Origin of the sequence: Listeria tempestatis, from assembly GCF_963575625.1 — a bacterium.
Taxonomy (GTDB): domain Bacteria; phylum Bacillota; class Bacilli; order Lactobacillales; family Listeriaceae; genus Listeria; species Listeria tempestatis.
On the sequence record NZ_CAUYTK010000003.1, the window covers coordinates 114,756 to 132,539 of the forward strand.

Here is a 17,784-nt window from a genome sequence, read left to right on the forward strand (position 1 = left end):
ACATCTCCTTACTCACTGCTATTTACAACTATTTAAAATTCCTTTACAATAAACCTATCATCCTACCTTTAAGAAAAGAGGGATTTTATGGAGCAGAAAATTGAACGGAAAACGCTTAGTAAACAAGTTTATTCGTTGCTTGAAGAAAAAATTTACCATGGGAAATGGCAAGTGGGCGATAAAATTCCGAGTGAGAAGCACTTGATGGAAGACTTACAAATTGGTCGAAATACTCTTCGGGAAGCCATCCAAGCTTTAGCCCAAGTTGGTCTATTAGAAGTGCGGCAAGGGCATGGTACTTTTGTTGTCGCAAATAGTCCGCTTCAAGCTATTTTACATCAGCGCGTTTCGAAGTCGTCGCTATTTGAAATTTTTGAAGCTAGGCATGCGCTTGAAAGTGAGATCGTGGCACTGGCTTGTGCTAGGCGTACAGAAGCAGAACTTGAAACGCTTTATGAGCTTGTAAAAAAATGCCAGCAAGCAACTAGTGTGGAACAGTTTATTCAAGCCGATATGGCACTTCATCATCAAATTGCACTTTGCTCAAAAAATGCGTTGTTATCAGATATTTATGAGCATTTATTTGATAAAATCCACATATCGATTATGCATTCTACTTGGCTGAAAGAAGATCGTTTGACTAGCCACGTGGCGCTTGTTGATGCTATTTCTGATCGAGATGTAAAAAAAGCGCAATATGAAGTCGATATCTATATTTCCGTTTACAAAAATAGAGTTTCAGATAAGGGGTTTTAACTAACAATGCTAGAAAATTCAGAGAGAACACGAAATCAAAAGATTTTTTTAATGATTGGCATCGTTTTAGTTGCCATCAATTTACGGATGCCGCTTACGGCGATTAGTCCACTGCTTGATTATATTCGGGAAAGTATTCCCATTTCCAACACACTCGCAGGTTTTTTAACGACGCTTCCACTCATTGCCTTTGCGCTTATTTCACCTTTTGTTTCCAAAATCAGTCAAAAAACGGGTGTAGAAAAACTCGTTTTCTATACATTACTTATGATTTTGCTTGGGAGCATCATTCGTCCGGCAGGGAGCTTAACATTTTTACTTATTGGGACACTTTTTATCGGAATTGGAATTGCATTTGGAAACGTTATGATTCCTAGTTTAATAAAAAAAGAGTTTCCATTTCAACTTGGTATGATGACTGGAATCTATTCTATTTCAATGAATTTATTCGCTGCCATTTCTTCGGGTTTGAGCGTGCCAGTGGCAAATAAAATGAATGGTGACTGGCAGGCGGTGCTTTTTATTTGGGCGGGATTTGTAGCAATTGCCCTTTTTGTTTGGCTACCACAATTAAAAAATAAGCCCGCTCAAATTGAGCAGGCAAATATAACGAAATCAGTTACTAAAAAAAATGTTTGGCGTTCGAAAATGGCTTGGCAAATTGCTGTTGTAATGGGGATTCAATCGGCTGTTTTTTATATTTCAGTTGCCTTTTTACCAGTCATGGTTCAAGAACACGGCTTCTCTAGTGCTGAAGGCGGTTTTATGCTTTCGCTCATGCAATTCGGCATTATGCCCATCACCTTTATCATTCCGATTATTGCATTTAAAATGAAAAACCAACGCGCACTCGTTTTATTTTCAACTGTTATGATGGTCTTAGGAATTTTAGGTTTGTTGTTGCCGGTTCAAAGTCTCATGCTGCTCTCTATTGCCATATTGTTTCTTGGTATTGGCTCTGGGACATCATTTAGTCTTTGTATGATGTTTTTTAATTTACGAACAAATACGGCAAGCGAAGCAGCGGACATGTCAGGAATGGCGCAGTCAATTGGTTATCTGCTTGCTGCTTGCGGTCCAATTTTGTTTGGGAGTTTGCATGACCTGTTAGGTAGCTTTGTTGTGCCGCTCATCATTCTACTTTTCGCACTTGGTATTTTGTGTATTTGCGGATTGAATGCAGCGCGCGATAAAACCATTTTCGATGACTAACTACGATGTTCTAGGAAGACTTAGCTATTAAAAAATTTATTTCATCGTTTTATTCTTGCTTTAAAAGGCGCACTTGGTCCTGTTTGATTTCTTCAAGTAGGTCTGTCTCCTTGTAAAGTTGTAGCGCAGTCAAAGCGAGTAGTTTTGCCCCAAGTAAAAGGGCTTTATCTCCTTCGCTTGATTTTGCTGCCTCACGAAATTCATCTGTATGTGCAACAAGTGTTTCAGGTCCGATTTTTATAAAGGGATGAATCGTTGGAATGACTTGGCTAACATTTCCAGCATCGCTTGACCCGACACCTTTTCCAGTTGTATCACATGGAATATCAAGACTTCTCGCAACCTCACTAAAAAGGCGATTAAATGGCTCATTCACCCATACATTATCGACACCATTTTGAATACGAATCGCGTTCATTTTAGCGCCTGTCTGCAAAGATGCGCCTTCCGCAATTTGAATAACTCGCTCAGTCAAACTGTTTAAATCTTTCCGTTTAGCCGAACGGATAAAAAAACGCGCCTTAGCATAATCTGGCACAATATTTGCTGCCACTCCGCCATCCGTTATAATTCCGTGGATACTGGCATCTTTTGGTAAATGCTGTCTAAGTGCATTAACCCCGTTATAAAACTGAATGACACCGTCAAGTGCATTAATTCCTTCATCAGGATTCGTTGCCGCATGTGCCGCCTTACCAATAAATTCAAAATCGAGCACATCGACAGCTGGCGCCTTCACCGTAGCATGTGTTTTACCATTTGGGTGAATCATGAGTGCCGCATCAATATCAGTAAATAGACCCTCGCGGACAAAGCTTCCCTTAGCGCTACCATTTGGACCGCCTTCTTCAGCTGGCGTCCCGTAAACAAGCACATCGCCGCCAATATCAGCCAAAACCCGAGCAAGAGCAATCGCTGCAAAAACACTCGTCGTCCCAATCAGATTGTGCCCACAAGCATGCCCAAGACCAGGCAGCGCATCGTATTCCGCTAGAAAAACCACTCGCGGACCTTTTTTACCACTTCTTTTTTCGGCAATAAAGGCTGTTTCATGATTTGCGACACCGCGTTTCAAACTAAACCCTTCTTTTTCAAGCGTTTCCGCCAAAAGACGACTCGCAAAAAACTCTTCGTTCCCAATTTCTGGTCGCGCATGAATCGCGTGACTAATCGCAACAAAGTCCGCCTGATTTTCTTCTAAATACATCAAAATTCGCTCTTCCAAATGAAATCCCCCTCATGCAAAAAAAATCTCAGATTCTTCTATTTGAATTAATATACCTCGCTTATTTTCACATGTCAACGTCCGTTTTGCTTTCGGAGGCGTTCTAATTTAGCTTCAATTCGCGATTTAGCATCTCTAGAGGTGGCTTCATTTTTCGTCACTGTCCCATCCGCGGCAATCCAAACGCTGTCCCCTTCTTTTAAGTCAGTTGGCATTTTAGCATGCTCCATTTCAAATTCAGATTCATCCTGTTTTATAATAAAAACTGCGATACCATCTTCAATTCGGTCAAGTACAGCCTCCACATTTCTCACCTACTTTGTTACCGCAATTCCTTGCGCTTTTATTTGTCGCACTATCCCGTCACCAATTCCGTTAATGCGTTTTAAATCGTCAATAGACGTATAGGGTCGCTCTGCAATAATTTTATTCGCCAGTTCTGGACCAATAAGCGGTAAAAATTGTAACTCCTCAAGCGAAGCCGTGTTTAAATTAATCGAAGTTGGCATTTCTTCTGCCTCTCCCTCGTCCGTTTTAGATGCCGCTCTTTCCTTTGTGTCAGCCTCGTAGCTACTACCGGATTTTGGTGTGCCTGTTTTTTCCGTTGCCACATTAAGCGATTGTCCGTCTGTCGTAATCGTCACAGTCCCATTTACATCCGTTCCGTAAGTTTCGATGTTTCGTTCCTTCAACCATTCTAAAACCTCAACATGAGGATGTCCATAACTATTTCCTTTTTCCGCAGAATAAATGGCTATCTGAGGCGCCACTTTATCCAAGAAAAAAGGTTGATTGGACGTAGAGGAGCCGTGATGCCCAAGACTTAAAATATCAGCTTTCAGATTTAAATTGCCAGCCACCATTTCCTTTTCGCGCTCTTTTTCAGCATCCCCTGTGAAAATCGCCGAAATGTCCTTATATGTAAGTTTAACCGCAATACTATCATTATTAGCGTCATTACTAAGCTCTTTTGGGCTTAAAACGGAGAGTTCAAACGGTCCAAAAGACGCCTGATCTCCTGTACGGGGCTCCTTATACACCGCATCAGAATTAAGCGCCGCATCAATTACTCGCTCATAGATGGAACTGTTAAAAGTTAAGCCGTCCATCCAAATTTCCTTTGGCTGGTAGGTTTGAATTATTTTGTCTGCATTTCCAATATGGTCAGCATGCGGATGGGTTAGAAGAAGCAAATCAATTTTTTTGATGTTTTTTTCTTCCAAGTATGTCAAAATGCGATTATCATCGCTTCGACCCGTATCAATTAAAATGGTTGTGCCGTCGTCCGCCTCAATTAGGGTGCTGTTCCCTTGACCAACATCAAAAAATGTAAAACTCGCGCCGACTAGCTTTTCTGAAGAAATTTTGCTCTCTACCTCTCCTGAAACAATCGACATGTTGCCGCATCCAGCTAACAAAAGCAGTGCGGTAATTAAAACTACTAATTTTTTCATCTAGTAAAAACCCCCTGTTTTAGTAGCTTAACAGAACATACGTTTCGAGTCAATCTCTAAAAAACTGCAAGCATATCTGCTTGCAGTTCATTAAAATGATATTTACCTGACCGTTTCAGTATAGGAATATTTTACTTCCTCTGTATCAGGGTTGTAATCAATTTCCCAGTCATGTTCTTTAAAATACCAGTAATCATGTTCTTCGATAAAGAACAGAATTCCTTCTTCTTGATCGGTTACGACAGCTTCATGTGGAACTGCAGCAGATACTCCGATTGAAAAACCTGGATGCAAGGAACTGTTGGAGCCACCGTATTTAGCGAATAGGCGAATACCGTTATCGCCTGATACATCGAACTCATCTTTAAACCAGCTTTGGGCATTTTCCGTCACTTTAATTTCCATAATTTCACTCCTCATTCCTTCATGATTTATAGCTAGATTAGCAGATTTTTACCAATTAATCATGTATTCTGCTTTTATGCTTGATTTTTTTATACCTCTTTTCATAAAACTTTAAACATTTTGTTAAATAACAATTTTAATAAAGGAATTCTGTTATATAACATAAATTGTTTACATAAAAAAAGATGTGACAAAGCGCCACATCTTCACTCCTTATTTGTCTAAAGGACCTTTACCAAGATAAGCTTTAAACATCCAAATATGTTTGTCAATCTCTGCCTTAAAGCCAATTAACATGTCATTTGTAACATCATCGCCCTCTTTTTCAGAAAGCTCAATTCCTTGCTTATACTCATCACGGAGAAGTTCTAAAGTACCCACAAGATCTTCCATCAACTCTTCCATCGTTTTTGGTTTTGTGTAAGGCGTTTCTTCAACACTTGCATTGTCTAAAAATTCTTTTAATGTACTGAACGGGCTACCGCCAATTGCAAGTAAACGTTCTGCTACTTCGTCCATTTGTTCCCCAAATTCGCTGTATAAATCATCCATTTTTTCATGTAAAGTGAAAAAGCTACGTCCGCGCATATACCAATGAATTTGATGAATTTTTACCGTAAATACATTTAAATTTGCAACTTGGTGGTTTAAGAATTCCTTCGTATCAACTGAGTTAATTGTTTTCATAATCTTTTTTCTCCTCCTAAATTATAATTACTATTATATAATAATTATTATAAACTAAGACTTGCATTTTGTCCAGTGTGGAAAGTATCACAATCTAAGTTTACCACAAAATTAGTTTCCTAAACGATTTAAGGTTGCAAGCTTCAAAAATCTTTAGCATAATGGAATTTGGAGGTGTTTAAAATGTGGATAGAATCCAAAACAGCACAGGCGTTAGAGCATGACATGGATGCATTTGAAATAGCGAATCAAATTCAGTTACCAAAAGCCTACCGAAAGCTAATCGCAAAACAAAATGGCGGCTTTATTCAAAAAAACCATTTAAAAACAAACGAACCAACTTCATATGGTTTTGATTTTTTGGAAATTTATCAAATTTTTGGTCTTAACCATTTAATTACAGACCCTCCAGCCCTATCTGAAAACCCACTTCCTAGGAAAATCATTTATTTTTCTAAGGATAGTGAACGTTATCTCGGTTTTGATTATAAGGCGGCTATTCCAAGTATTTTATACGCCGATTTTGAAACTTTGCAGACACTTACAGTTGCTCCAGATTTTGATACTTTTTTAGAAGCACTTTATTTTGAACCGTTTGATGTTGAAAATATTGAAACGTACGGGCATATAAAGCTTGAGCAGATGTTACTTCAAGCGGACTCTTCTAGAAAGAAAGACATTTTAACCTTGCTTGAAGATGAAACGGATAAGTCGTGGTATTTTCATCATTTAGAAATGCTTATTTTGGCTGGTGACGCAAAAATTGCTTTTCCTATATTTGAAAATCAAATTTTATATTTTAAACGAAAATTACCAAAAGATCTTGTAAATGATTTTTTTCAGCAATTTCAAGCTTGCGGTATTGATATTTCGGCATTAGAGAAAGAATGGAAGGAGGAATAATCATGATTAAAGTGGTTTTTGTTTGCCTCGGAAATATTTGTCGCTCTCCGATGGCAGAAGGTTTTTTTAGAAAGGAAGTTTGGGAGGCGAATTTAGCTGACCAGTTTGAAATCGATTCAGCTGCAACGGGTACTTGGAACTTAGGAAATCCACCTCACCGCGGAACGCAAAAGGTTTTAGAAAAACATCAAATTGATTTTAGTCATATGCGTGCTAGGAAAATAAGCTTAGCTGATTTTGAAACGGCAGATTATATTATTGGAATGGATGAATCTAATGTGGAAGACATTTACGCGCTAGGTGGTACGAATAGCTCAGCTTTAATTTATAAATTGATGGATTTTGTTCCAAATTGTGACCGTTCGAGTATTCCTGACCCGTATTACACGGGAGATTTTGATGAAACAGAACGACTAGTCTCAGCTGGAACAAAAGGACTCTTACAAACTATTCGTGAAAAGCACCATCTCTAACATGTTTTGTACGCTTCAAATTGTGGTAAATATTTAACGTACAATCAAAGGATTTGAGGTTTTAATATGTTGGGTATAATTTGGGGAATTATCGTTGTTTTATTCGTTGTTTGGCTTATTGGGTTGATTTTTCACATCGCGGGTGGTTTAATTAACCTCCTTCTTATTGTGATTTTAGTTCTCATTATCTGGAACTTAATTCAATCCGCCCGAAACAAGCGAAACTAGTAATAGGACAAAAAAGTGCAGGTGAGAAGTCACCTACACTTTTTTATTTTACCCCTAAATGTTTACTTTCAATAAAAGCTTTCAACTCTGTGCGCGTTTTATGACTCATACCTTTGGCAATTTGTTCCGTCCATGCTTCAACACGCGCACCGCCAGTTCGTTCCTTATAATAATCTCGAATAATCTTATCATACGCATAATATAAATCCTTTTCTTTTTCCTGATAAGTATTCTCATGATAAATTAGCCCTTCTGGCATCCGCGGTTTAGGCGCAGAATTTTGCACTGGGTGCCCCACTGTCAAGCCAAAAAGTGGCACCGCATAATCTGGGATTTGAAGAAGCTCGGATACTTTCTTCAAATCATTTCGAATACCGCCAATATAGCAAACCCCAAGTCCCATTGATTCAGCCGCAAGCGCCATATTTTGAGCCGCAAGCGCGGCATCGATGACCGCCACTAAAAACTTCTCAACTGTTTCTAAAGAATCAACCGAAGTATTGTATGCTTCCGCAATACGTTTATTTCTTGCTAAATCTGCGACAAAAACGAAAAATTGCCCTGTCTTTTCGATGTAACCCATATTATTTGCAATTTTAGCCAGTTCTTTACGAATCGATTTATCACTTACTCCGATTACCGAATACGCTTGGACAAAGTTGGAAGTAGATGCCGCTTGCGCACTTTTCACGAGTAGTGTAATTTGTTCCGCAGATAGCGGTTTATCTTTAAACTCACGCACAGAATAATGTCCTAAAATTTGTTCAATCGTTTCATTCATTGTAACTCCCCCTTTAGTCTTCAAAAATTTGGCGTTCATAATGCGGCGCCTGATCAAGCTCTCCAAAATTTTGTTGTCTCAAAGTTTCATAAATTAAAATCGCTGCCGTATTAGATAAGTTAAGTGATCTGATTTTATCTGTCATTGGAATTCGAAGAGCCGTTTCCTCATGCGCTTTTAATAACTCATCAGGCAACCCCGTTGTCTCCTTCCCAAAAATAAAAAAGTAATCTTTATCAGGGTTGCTATAATCCACATCACTATATACATGACGACCAAACTTTGTAATAAAATAAAACTCGCCACCCACATTTTTTTCAAAAAACTCATCCAGTGAGTCGTAATAATTTAATTTTACGTGGTCCCAGTAATCTAGACCCGCGCGTTTCAACATTTTATCATCTGTGCTAAAACCTAGCGGGCGAATAAGATGCAAATAAGTATCCGTCCCCGCGCACGTGCGCGAAATATTTCCCGTGTTCGCCGGTATTTCTGGTTGATAAAGAACAATATGATTGGCCATTTTTTACTCACCTTACCCCTAAAATTTTTTTTGCTTGTTTAATTTCTGTTAAAACCTCTTCATTTGTTTCTACTTTTTCTGCCGTTAAAATGGCATTTTCAGCGTTTTGACCACCAATTCTAGCAAGCGCCCATGCGGCAGTGCCACGAATGACTGGACGTGTGTCATCATATAAACAGCCAATTAAATCAGGTATTGCCGTCTTATCTTTATAGCGTGCTAGGACAATAATTGCATTGCGCTGAATTGGCTTTTTCCCCCGCCAAGAGCCCGCCATATGCCCAAACTTCTCCTTAAATTCACGATTAGAAATGTGTAATAGCGGCTTAAGTTCTGGCCGTACACGTTCTGGATCTGGTTCCATTTCTTTATGCAGGTGAAAATCTTGTCCGCGGTTATACGGACAGACGACTTGGCACGTATCACAGCCATATAAACGATTATGCAATATATCGCGATATTTTTCCTCTAAAAAGCCTTTCGTTTGCGTTAAATAGCTTAAACAAATTTTAGGATTCATTGCGCCTTCGCCGAGCAGTGAGCCAGTTGGACAAGCTTCGACACATTTATTACAGTCACCACAGAGGTCCCCGGTAGGTTTATCTGGTGGAAAAATGATATTTGTTAACATTTCGCCCAAATACACCCATGAGCCATATTCTTTTGTAAGTAATAGCGTATTTTTAGCACGGGCACCAATACCTGCACGTTCGGCCACAGCCACATCAGACAGTTCACCCGTGTCGACCATACTCTTCATTTTAGCATCGGGCACTCGTTTTAAAATAAAAGCTTCAATAAGTGCTAGCTTTTCGCGCAAAATTTTATGGTAATCAGTCCCCCAAGAAGCACGTGCAAAAACACCGCGCCGCGACTCGCGTTTACTCACTGGGCTCTCCTTAAGTTTTGACGGATAGGCAAGCGCAATTGCGATTATCGATTTTGGCTCTTCAAAAATAAGCTCTGGATACACTCTTTCGTCTAAAATAGGATGTTCAAACCCGGTTAAAACCTCTTCTTTTTCGGCAATTTCTAAACGTTCTTTTAAAAACAAAAAAGGGTCCGCAGTCGTGAAGCCAATTTTCTGCACACCAATTTCGGTCGCATACTGAATTATTTCAGCTTTTAGCTTTGCTGTGTCCATGCGAAAACCTCCTTTTAAATAAAAAATAAACGCAATGCTTCGCTTAAAAAGGTCGAAACACTGCGTTAGTAACAGTATGTAAAGAGCGGGTGAGGAGAATCGAACTCCCGACAACAGCTTGGAAGGCTGTGGTTTTACCACTAAACTACACCCGCATAATTGGCTTTATAACGTTGTTTGTAACAACTTTTATATCATAACACCAGTTACTAATTTTGACAAGACCTTTTTTAAAAATTTATGTTTTTTTTGTAAAAAATTGGGTATATCGCTCATCAGATTTAATTTTAAACTTCTTTCTAAATTTATTCATAACCTATTCACATTTAGCTTTTACACTTAGTTTATTCATAAAAAGAGAGAAGTGATTTCATGAAGAAAAAAATTGATTTTTATTTAATTGGTATTATTTGTATTGCTATTTTTGTTAATTTTTATGGTATTTGGAATGATGCGACGGTTAATCCTTATTATACCGCAGCCGTGACAAGTATGGTACAAAATTTCCACAACTTCTTTTACGCCTCCTTTGATCCAGCAGGTTTTATTACTGTAGATAAGCCTCCAGTTGCCTTTTGGTTTCAGGCAATTAGCGCTAAACTATTCGGGGTTCATGGTTGGAGCGTCATTTTACCGCAGGCTCTTGCGGGCGTTTGTTCTGTTATCATTTTATATTTCCTTATTCGCCCGCGGTTCGGGAAATGGGCGGCTCGTATTTCAGCCCTCATCCTCGCACTAACGCCCATTGCCGTTGCCGTTTCACGAACCAATAACGTGGACGCTATCTTAGTTTTCTTCCTAATGCTCGGCACGCTCTTTCTTTTTAAAGCTGTTAAGCGCGGAAAACTTGGTTGGTTGCTTCTTGCTTTCGTTATGATTGGGGTTGGGTTTAACGTTAAGATGTTACAGGCGTACATGGTTCTTCCCGCTTTCGTAGTTTTCTATTTACTTGCGACAAACATTTCTTGGAAAAAAAAGGCGGTCCATTTGGCGCTATCTCTCGTCCTTATGCTTGGTGTATCCGTTTCATGGGCGGTCATTGTTGATCAAACAAGCGCGTCTAGTCGTCCTTATATTGGAAGTAGCCAGACAAACTCCGTCCTAGAACTCGCTTTTGGCTACAACGGTATGGAACGTTTACTTGGACAAGAAACAGGTACTGGTACTAGTGGTGGTGGCCCGTCTAGTAGTGTTTACGGCATGCAAGGCGGCGCACCTGGCGGACAAAATGATGGCAGCCAATCATTTGGTGGTGGAAGTTCAACTGGCATGCCAAGCCCTCCTTCTGGACAAGGAAGCGGTGGACAAGGCGGCTCAAAAATGATGGGCAGTAGCGGTATGTTTGGTACGGGTGAAAAAGGCCCGTTACGACTTTTCCAAACAGCCTTAGGCGACCAAATTAGTTGGTTCTTGCCACTAGCACTCTTTGGCATAATCGCGATTTTTATTGCGTATCGCCGTGAAAATGAAAAATGGTTCCATTTATCAGACGCTCAAAAGGAAATGGTTTTCTGGACTGCTTGGCTTATTCCAGTTGCTGGTTTCTTCAGTGTAGCTGGCTTCTTCCATCATTATTATCTAATCATGCTTGCCCCACCAATTGCGGCGCTAGCTGGCGCAGGTTTAGTCGCTCTTTTCAAACTTTATCGCGAGAAGAAAAATTGGCAATCCTTTTTACTCCCAAGTGCTATTACTTTAACGGGGCTCTTGCAGGCATTCTTTGTCTTTCAGTACACCGTACCATTTGCGATTGGGATTGCACTTCTTTCAGCGGCGATTTCACTATTCCTCGTGCTATATCGTCATGAATCAAAAGGACTAACTGCAAAAATCACAGCGCTCGGACTAGCGATTTTACTAGCAGCTCCGACTTATTGGTCACTAACACCTCTTATTTATGGTGGCAATAGCTCACTTCCTGAGGCGGGACCACAGCTTGCGAGTTCAAGTGGCGGCGGTTTTGCAGATGCTTCTGTCGATACTGGGCTAATCGCTTATTTAGAGAAAAATAATACTGGTGAAACTTATTTATTTGGCACAACAGATGCGACAACAGCAGGTCCTTACATCATTAAAACACAAAAAGCCGTCATGGCGATGGGTGGATTCAACGGGACTGACCCAACGCTTTCAGTAAGCGAACTTAAAACGATGATTAAAAACGGCGAAATAAAATACTTCTATATTCCAAGTAATAGTAAGGCAGCCGATTCAGATGTCATCAAGTGGATAGAAGAGAACGGCACTGCAATTGATTCTAGCGAATATAGTTCAGAGACAGATACCAATTCATCTGCCACTACAAGCAATTTCGGAACTCAAGGCATGAATGGAACTGGAAATGGGACGCTTTATTTATTGAAATAGGAAAGGACGATGATGTGAAATGACAAATCAGATGGAGCTTTCAGTAGTCATTCCAGTCTATAACGAGGAAGAAGTTTTACTAAGCAGTTACGAACGACTAACAGCCGTCATGCGAAAACTAACACCTCATTTCGAGCTGATTTTTATAAATGACGGAAGCCAAGATAATACACGTTCCATTTTGGATGCCCTCCAAGAGACAGATGCACATGTGAGAACTATCCATTTTTCAAGGAACTTCGGTCATCAAATTGCGATTACAGCAGGTGTTGATTATGCAAGTGGCGCTTCCGTCATTGTGATTGATGCCGATTTGCAAGACCCACCAGAACTCATTCCCGAAATGGTAGAAAAATGGCGTGAGGGCTACCAAGTTGTCTATGCGAAACGTCTTGTTCGAAAAGGTGAATCTTTTTTTAAAAAATTTAGTGCCAAAGTGTTCTATCGTGTTCTTGAAAGGCTTTCCGATACACCCATTCCTGTTGATACTGGTGACTTTCGGCTAATGGACGCAAAGGTGTGTAGCGCGCTACGAAATTTGGAGGAGAAAAATCCGTTCGTCCGGGGTCAGGTGAGCTGGCTCGGATTTAAGCAAACGGAGGTTGAATATGAACGAGACGAGCGGCTTTACGGCGAAACGAAGTATCCGCTTAAGAAAATGATTAAACTTTCACTAGACGGCATTACTTCTTTCTCTTATTTGCCTCTAAAACTCGCAACTTATTTAGGTGTAACGGTTGCCACATGTGGCTTTCTCTACATGATTGTTGTCCTTTTTCAAAAGCTCTTTACAACCATGACGGTGCCTGGATGGGCATCTATTGTCATCATTCAGCTTATCTTTTTCGGCATCGTCCTCCTCGTCCTTGGTATGATTGGCGAATACATTGGCCGCATGTATGAAGAAGTGAAGCACCGCCCGCTTTACGTGGTTGACGAGGCCAATGGGTTTGAGCCAAACAATTTATATGCGCTAAAAGAACAGATTAAATAAAAGGAACCGCCCAACTTACGGGCGATTCCTTTTATTTAATTGGGCCATAAACTTGGATTATGATAATATGCATCCAGATCAGCACTAAACCAGCGTCCATTTAACACATGATGAACGATTTCATTTTTCGTAGCTTCAGAAATACTTGTATCTGCTTCAATACGTTTAATGACTGCTTGATTTGTATCTGTTTCTTTCTCCATTTTAACTTGTGCATGATTGTCATCCGCATCTAGTATCAAACTAGCATGATTTTGTTTGCTCCATTTAGTCCAGTTCGTCAAATCATCACCGTTTGGATTCCCTTCATGCAAGAAGTTTTTCAAATACGCTCTGAATTCCCCTTGTAGTTCTTTTGCACCTGGTAATCCATATGATTCTGTAATGGTAGATAAATACGTTTGATTATTTGTATCTAGGAATGGAATAAATACACCGTGAAAAGCTCCTACAAGACTCATATCTGTTGTCGTTTTAAGATTTGTCCCAAAAGGCATTTTCGTGTTGTAAATATCGCCTTTATAATGTTCACTTAATTTTTCTGCTGAAAGCTCCGTATTAAACAAAGCATAAAAGTCGCTTCCATATTGTTTTGCAAAGTTAAATTCAGCAAGTTTTTCTTGATTTTTTGGAATATCGCCATTTGCTAGGCTTTCAGCAAAATAAGGATCTCCCATTGCGAAAAAGGAAAATTCGCTTGTTCCTGACAACATCATTAATGGCACATCATTGTATTCTTTCGTATTAAAACCGTTTTTAGGTAACACAGCTCCGTCTGTATAAAGATGCGGGAAAGCACTCATACGAATCGAGGCATTACCCATCAACTTGCTTAGTCGTTCAGCAGACAAACCGTATAAATAATCTCGCACTTCTTTATTATCTTCTTGTAGCCATGTATAAGCTTCGTCCGTTGTCTTTTTGACACCATCTTCAACAACAAGTGGCGCTATTGCTTTTGCAAATACTTTCACGCTATCTTCTGGATCTGCTACCGTCATACCACCACTAAAGGCAATCGCTTTTTGATACTTCCCGTCAAAAACAGGCGAAGTTAACGAAGCCATAACATCTCTTCCCCCTGCGGAAAAGCCAGAAAATGTAATGTTTTTTGGATCTCCACCAAAAGCGGCAATATTTTCCTTCACCCAATCTAATGATTTAGCCATATCAAGTAACGCATAGTTACCAGAGTCCTCTAACTTATCACCAGTGTTTAGAGCTGGCAGTGGATTAAATCCTAAAGCCCCAAGACGATAGTCGACTGAAATAAAAATTGCATTTAAATCCTTTACAAAAGCTTCGCCACTAATTTCCGTAGCGCTTCCTCCTTGGTTGTTTCCACCATGAATGTAAACCATAACAGGTAGATTTTTCTCTTTTGTATTAGGTCTGTAAATATTCAATTTTAAGCTTGATTCGCTTCCTGTTACACCATCTTGAGAAGATTGAATAAACATTTCGCTGTCCTTTGTTGCGTCTAATGTACCTTTATATTTTTTGGGGTTTTCTGGTTTTTTCCAACGTAATTCATCAACAGGAGCCTTGGCATAAGGAATTCCCTTCCAAATTAAAACGTTTTCATTTTTACTCGTATACCCCTTTACTTCCCCGTATTTTGTGGTTTCTAGCACGCCTTGTTTATACGTTAATCCAGCTGGGGCTTCTGATTGACTCGTTCCACATCCAGCTAAAGCAATTAAACAGCCCGCTAAAATCAACATAATCCACTTTTTCATAGTTCCACTCCTTTTTTTGAATATATAATAAAAACCTGAAACAAAAATACACAAAAAAGGTGTGCATCATTGTTTCAGGTTATGCCCATAAGGTTACATTCCTAAAAGGTTATATATAAATTTATAAATTTAATATAACATGTATTTTAGTGAAAGCAAGAGAAAGCGCTTAAAATTTTATAAAATGACATATTTTTTAAATTTCATGTGTGATTTACACACTTTTTTAAATTAGTTATTTCATACGCCCCTTATTACAAATTTGCTTGATATTCCTTCAATTTCTCTGTATATCGTTTCCCTTCTTTTCTGAAAAATAATTCACCTAAAATAGCTATAACGATTAATCCAGTAGCAACAATTGCTGTAACAACAATCCATAAATTTACCCATTGAGCTGATAAAGAAAGTAGTGTGAGTGCGCCAATTTTAACAAGTCCAATAAGAACAACTGCAAAAATGATTAGTCGTATAAAGGTCCGACTTTTCCTCTTATTATGAAACAAGATGGACCACAAGCACGAGATTACTAACGCTAACACAAGTCCTTGTAACACAAAGCTAAATGGAATTTTATAATCAAAGTCCGTGTTATACATAGCCCCAAATAATACGCCTGTCACCATGTAAAGAATGATAAATCCTGCAAAAATCATTGCCGCGAAATTTTTCATTGGTAATATATATGCCATTATTTTATTCATTTTAAACCAATCCTTTCTTTTAATTGCCGAGCATATTGCCTTGAAACAATTAATTTTTCTCCATTGTCTAAACTAACTTCTAACTTACCATTAAAATCTGGACGAAGAGCTGAGATATGCGAAATGTTTAATATTTGGGATTTGGCACTGCGGAAAAGGCTACTTTCAGGAAACCTTTCCTCAAATTCATACAATTTCAAAGAGGTTTCATATGCTTCATCTGCCGTATAAATAAAACTTTTCCTATCTACAGATTCAACATACAATACATCTGGTAATTCAAGGAGATAGGTTTTGCCATCTAGTTCCCCACTAATTTCCTGCCCAATGCTTCTAAGCAAGCTTTTAGCCCTCCTTATTTCTTCATCTTCAAATGGACAAAATATTTCAGCTTTAACTACCGGAAAGCCATCTCGGATATCCACTTTCATCTTCTTACCTCCTCACTTCATACACTAATTATAATCAAAAAACATAATATTTAATAGGTAACTTACGTAGCTGAATAAACAGGTTACGCTAAATAAAAAAGTGATTTAAAAGTTTCTACAACTCCTAAATCACTTTAAACATACCTTATGTAGTTTTTACTTACTGCTTATTACGTGTTGATGTAGGCGTTACTATATAATAGTTGTTGATGGAATAAAATAAAACGACAAGGACACATACTAACAATGCTCCTGCTATGATGATACCCTTTAAAAAGATTGATAAAATTAAAAGAGCTACAAAGATTCCAAATAAAAGCAATGCTGTCGGATTTGTTTGAATTTCTACAGAATCTCCTGCAGCGACTTTCACACCTTTACTTCCAAAGAACCATTGATTGGCATTTACTTCAGCTGACTCTCCTTGTATATTAACTTCTACTTCTTCATTGTTTTTTAGTGCTTTTACCTTTTGTTGATCCACTTTCAAGGCAATTTTACTAGCTCCCCCCATAAAACCAGTATTTCTTTTCACTGTTATTTTCATTCTTTCCAGAGCATCCCTTCTTTGCTTCATCCTACCCTGTGTTAAAAAATACCACCTGATAATCATTCAGCCCATTTTTATTTTGAAAATTTTTTCTAACAATAAGTATAGCATATATATAACGAATATTTTGTGTCTATTATGTGAATTTTTCAGTTTATTATTTATTTAGAAATAATAAAAGAGGATAGGCAAAATGCTACCCTCTCACGTGTTAATAAAGCAATTCGAAAAATTCTTCTTTCGTAATATTACCAAAATATTTTTGGATGTCTAAATCAGCAAGCGCCGTTTCAAGTGCCTCTTTTTTGTAAGTGACTCCTTTTAAACGCTCTTCAATATCTGCTACATTTAATACGCCAAAGAAGTCCCCAAAAATTTTGATGTCGGAAATGATGCCCTTATTAACATTCAAACGAATATCGACAGAGCCGACTGGAAAGCGTTTTGTTCGCTCCAAGTCAAATTTAGGTGATTTTCCGTAGTTCCAATCCCAATTGGCGTAGCGCTCTTTTGAAATTTCGTGAATGCGCGTCCAATCGGCTTCTGTCAGCTTGTATTCTTTTACATCGGCTACGTTTTCTACATCAAAAATGTAAAGTAATAATAAATCGCGAAACTCCTCTGTGGTCATCTTTTCATCCAAAAAGTCGGCAATATTAGCAACTCGGCTGCGTACAGATTTAATCCCTTTTGATGTCAGCTTATCTTTGCGCGGTTTGAGCGAAGCTGCAACATTATCAAGGTTTAAGTTGTACATGAGCGTCCCGTGTGAGAACATTTTTCCTTTTGTCGCAAACTGTGCATTCCCAGATACTTTGAAGCCATCAATCAACAGGTCATTTCGCCCTTTCAGCTCCGCATTTACGCCAAGTTTTTTAAGCGCCTCAACAATCGGCTGCGTAAATTTCGCAAAGTTATGGAAAGAGTCACCATCATCTTCTGTTATAAAGCTGAAATTTAGATTTCCTTCATCATGATAAACTGCCCCACCACCCGATAAGCGTCGTACAACGATGACCTCTTCTTTTTCGATATATTCCGTGTTAATTTCCTCAATTGTATTTTGATTTCGTCCAATAATCACAGATGGCTTGTTAATATAAAATAGCAACACAGGCTCATCTAAATGCAGCTCCGTTAAAATGAACTCTTCAACCGCAAGATTAATGCGCGGATCTTTTTCATCATTATTATCAATAAAATACACG

General features: G+C 38.8%; 20 protein-coding genes and 1 tRNA gene. 7 read left to right on the forward strand and 14 right to left on the reverse strand.

The genetic code is table 11. From position 1 onward, the window contains the following. The first annotated feature begins 87 nt into the window (after positions 1-87). Both R8923_RS05430 and R8923_RS05435 read left to right on the forward strand, forming a co-directional pair. A complete protein-coding gene (locus R8923_RS05430; protein ID WP_485871749.1) occupies positions 88-756 on the forward strand; it encodes a FadR/GntR family transcriptional regulator in 669 nt (222 codons plus the stop codon). Between the two features lie 6 nt (positions 757-762). Next, on the forward strand, positions 763-1,968 hold the full coding sequence (locus tag R8923_RS05435; protein WP_485871750.1) for a CynX/NimT family MFS transporter: 1,206 nt from the start codon (positions 763-765) through the stop codon (positions 1,966-1,968). Between the two features lie 49 nt (positions 1,969-2,017). Here R8923_RS05435 and R8923_RS05440 read toward each other — a convergent pair whose 3' ends face one another. The 5 genes from R8923_RS05440 to R8923_RS05460 form a co-directional block, all read right to left on the reverse strand. Continuing rightward, a complete protein-coding gene (locus R8923_RS05440; protein WP_485871966.1) occupies positions 2,018-3,175 on the reverse strand; it encodes a M20 family metallopeptidase in 1,158 nt (385 codons plus the stop codon). 92 nt (positions 3,176-3,267) lie between these two features. Then, on the reverse strand, positions 3,268-3,498 hold the full coding sequence (locus R8923_RS05445; protein ID WP_485871751.1) for a DUF3006 domain-containing protein: 231 nt from the start codon (positions 3,496-3,498) through the stop codon (positions 3,268-3,270). 9 nt (positions 3,499-3,507) lie between these two features. Then, positions 3,508-4,647, reverse strand: a complete 1,140-nt coding sequence (locus R8923_RS05450) for an MBL fold metallo-hydrolase (protein WP_485871752.1) — start codon at positions 4,645-4,647, stop codon at positions 3,508-3,510. A 102-nt stretch (positions 4,648-4,749) separates the two neighbouring features. Beyond that, positions 4,750-5,052, reverse strand: coding sequence for a HesB/YadR/YfhF family protein (locus R8923_RS05455; protein ID WP_485871753.1), 303 nt, complete (start codon positions 5,050-5,052; stop codon positions 4,750-4,752). Between the two features lie 213 nt (positions 5,053-5,265). Further along, on the reverse strand, positions 5,266-5,739 hold the full coding sequence (locus R8923_RS05460) for a Dps family protein (protein ID WP_485871754.1): 474 nt from the start codon (positions 5,737-5,739) through the stop codon (positions 5,266-5,268). A gap of 183 nt (positions 5,740-5,922) precedes the next feature. Between R8923_RS05460 and R8923_RS05465 the strand changes: the two genes are divergently transcribed. The 3 genes from R8923_RS05465 to R8923_RS05475 all read left to right on the forward strand — a co-directional run bounded on the left by R8923_RS05465 (position 5,923) and on the right by R8923_RS05475 (position 7,343). After that, entirely contained in the window at positions 5,923-6,642 is a 720-nt protein-coding gene (locus tag R8923_RS05465; protein WP_485871755.1) for an SMI1/KNR4 family protein, read from the forward strand. 2 nt (positions 6,643-6,644) lie between these two features. Then, positions 6,645-7,115, forward strand: a complete 471-nt coding sequence (locus tag R8923_RS05470; RefSeq protein WP_485871756.1) for a low molecular weight protein-tyrosine-phosphatase — start codon at positions 6,645-6,647, stop codon at positions 7,113-7,115. Positions 7,116-7,181: 66 nt separating this feature from the next. Further along, complete coding sequence (locus tag R8923_RS05475; protein ID WP_485871757.1) at positions 7,182-7,343, forward strand: lmo0937 family membrane protein; 162 nt, start codon at positions 7,182-7,184, stop codon at positions 7,341-7,343. A gap of 43 nt (positions 7,344-7,386) precedes the next feature. Here R8923_RS05475 and nfsA read toward each other — a convergent pair whose 3' ends face one another. The 4 genes from nfsA to R8923_RS05495 form a co-directional block, all read right to left on the reverse strand. After that, a complete protein-coding gene (gene nfsA, locus R8923_RS05480; protein WP_485871758.1) occupies positions 7,387-8,124 on the reverse strand; it encodes an oxygen-insensitive NADPH nitroreductase in 738 nt (245 codons plus the stop codon). A gap of 13 nt (positions 8,125-8,137) precedes the next feature. Next, entirely contained in the window at positions 8,138-8,647 is a 510-nt protein-coding gene (gene trmL / locus R8923_RS05485; protein ID WP_485871759.1) for a tRNA (uridine(34)/cytosine(34)/5-carboxymethylaminomethyluridine(34)-2'-O)-methyltransferase TrmL, read from the reverse strand. 7 nt (positions 8,648-8,654) lie between these two features. Continuing rightward, positions 8,655-9,791 (reverse strand): tRNA epoxyqueuosine(34) reductase QueG, encoded by a 1,137-nt coding sequence (queG, locus tag R8923_RS05490; RefSeq protein WP_485871760.1) that lies wholly within the window; start codon positions 9,789-9,791, stop codon positions 8,655-8,657. Between the two features lie 84 nt (positions 9,792-9,875). Beyond that, positions 9,876-9,946: transfer RNA gene (locus R8923_RS05495), tRNA-Gly, on the reverse strand. A 217-nt stretch (positions 9,947-10,163) separates the two neighbouring features. Here R8923_RS05495 and R8923_RS05500 point away from each other — a divergent pair. Both R8923_RS05500 and R8923_RS05505 read left to right on the forward strand, forming a co-directional pair. Further along, a complete protein-coding gene (locus tag R8923_RS05500; RefSeq protein ID WP_485871761.1) occupies positions 10,164-12,158 on the forward strand; it encodes a glycosyltransferase family 39 protein in 1,995 nt (664 codons plus the stop codon). A 19-nt stretch (positions 12,159-12,177) separates the two neighbouring features. Next, positions 12,178-13,152 (forward strand): glycosyltransferase family 2 protein, encoded by a 975-nt coding sequence (locus tag R8923_RS05505; RefSeq protein ID WP_485871762.1) that lies wholly within the window; start codon positions 12,178-12,180, stop codon positions 13,150-13,152. 35 nt (positions 13,153-13,187) lie between these two features. Here the strand turns inward: R8923_RS05505 and R8923_RS05510 are convergent, their stop codons facing one another. The 5 genes from R8923_RS05510 to lplA form a co-directional block, all read right to left on the reverse strand. Then, complete coding sequence (locus tag R8923_RS05510; RefSeq protein WP_485871763.1) at positions 13,188-14,891, reverse strand: carboxylesterase family protein; 1,704 nt, start codon at positions 14,889-14,891, stop codon at positions 13,188-13,190. 254 nt (positions 14,892-15,145) lie between these two features. Beyond that, complete coding sequence (locus tag R8923_RS05515) at positions 15,146-15,595, reverse strand: hypothetical protein (protein WP_485871764.1); 450 nt, start codon at positions 15,593-15,595, stop codon at positions 15,146-15,148. Then, entirely contained in the window at positions 15,592-16,026 is a 435-nt protein-coding gene (locus tag R8923_RS05520) for a LytTR family DNA-binding domain-containing protein (RefSeq protein WP_485871765.1), read from the reverse strand. Before R8923_RS05520 ends, R8923_RS05515 begins: the two co-directional genes overlap by 4 nt. Before the next feature lie 160 nt (positions 16,027-16,186). Further along, on the reverse strand, positions 16,187-16,573 hold the full coding sequence (locus R8923_RS05525; RefSeq protein ID WP_485871766.1) for a hypothetical protein: 387 nt from the start codon (positions 16,571-16,573) through the stop codon (positions 16,187-16,189). Positions 16,574-16,787: 214 nt separating this feature from the next. Next, positions 16,788-17,783 carry a lipoate--protein ligase gene (gene lplA / locus R8923_RS05530; protein WP_485871767.1) on the reverse strand — a complete coding sequence of 332 codons (996 nt, stop codon included), beginning with the start codon at positions 17,781-17,783 and terminating at the stop codon, positions 16,788-16,790. Between the last annotated feature and the right edge of the window lies 1 nt (position 17,784).

Coding starts and splice junctions, on each gene's coding strand:
- R8923_RS05430 (WP_485871749.1), top strand. CDS start 88: ATGGAGCAGAAAATTGAACGGAAAACGCTTAGTAAACAAGTTTATTCG.
- R8923_RS05435 (WP_485871750.1), top strand. CDS start 763: ATGCTAGAAAATTCAGAGAGAACACGAAATCAAAAGATTTTTTTAATG.
- R8923_RS05440 (WP_485871966.1), bottom strand. CDS start 3,175: ATGTATTTAGAAGAAAATCAGGCGGACTTTGTTGCGATTAGTCACGCG.
- R8923_RS05450 (WP_485871752.1), bottom strand. CDS start 4,647: ATGAAAAAATTAGTAGTTTTAATTACCGCACTGCTTTTGTTAGCTGGA.
- R8923_RS05455 (WP_485871753.1), bottom strand. CDS start 5,052: ATGGAAATTAAAGTGACGGAAAATGCCCAAAGCTGGTTTAAAGATGAG.
- R8923_RS05460 (WP_485871754.1), bottom strand. CDS start 5,739: ATGAAAACAATTAACTCAGTTGATACGAAGGAATTCTTAAACCACCAA.
- R8923_RS05465 (WP_485871755.1), top strand. CDS start 5,923: ATGTGGATAGAATCCAAAACAGCACAGGCGTTAGAGCATGACATGGAT.
- R8923_RS05470 (WP_485871756.1), top strand. CDS start 6,645: ATGATTAAAGTGGTTTTTGTTTGCCTCGGAAATATTTGTCGCTCTCCG.
- R8923_RS05475 (WP_485871757.1), top strand. CDS start 7,182: ATGTTGGGTATAATTTGGGGAATTATCGTTGTTTTATTCGTTGTTTGG.
- nfsA (WP_485871758.1), bottom strand. CDS start 8,124: ATGAATGAAACGATTGAACAAATTTTAGGACATTATTCTGTGCGTGAG.
- trmL (WP_485871759.1), bottom strand. CDS start 8,647: ATGGCCAATCATATTGTTCTTTATCAACCAGAAATACCGGCGAACACG.
- queG (WP_485871760.1), bottom strand. CDS start 9,791: ATGGACACAGCAAAGCTAAAAGCTGAAATAATTCAGTATGCGACCGAA.
- R8923_RS05500 (WP_485871761.1), top strand. CDS start 10,164: ATGAAGAAAAAAATTGATTTTTATTTAATTGGTATTATTTGTATTGCT.
- R8923_RS05505 (WP_485871762.1), top strand. CDS start 12,178: ATGACAAATCAGATGGAGCTTTCAGTAGTCATTCCAGTCTATAACGAG.
- R8923_RS05510 (WP_485871763.1), bottom strand. CDS start 14,891: ATGAAAAAGTGGATTATGTTGATTTTAGCGGGCTGTTTAATTGCTTTA.
- R8923_RS05515 (WP_485871764.1), bottom strand. CDS start 15,595: ATGAATAAAATAATGGCATATATATTACCAATGAAAAATTTCGCGGCA.
- R8923_RS05520 (WP_485871765.1), bottom strand. CDS start 16,026: ATGAAAGTGGATATCCGAGATGGCTTTCCGGTAGTTAAAGCTGAAATA.
- R8923_RS05525 (WP_485871766.1), bottom strand. CDS start 16,573: ATGAAAATAACAGTGAAAAGAAATACTGGTTTTATGGGGGGAGCTAGT.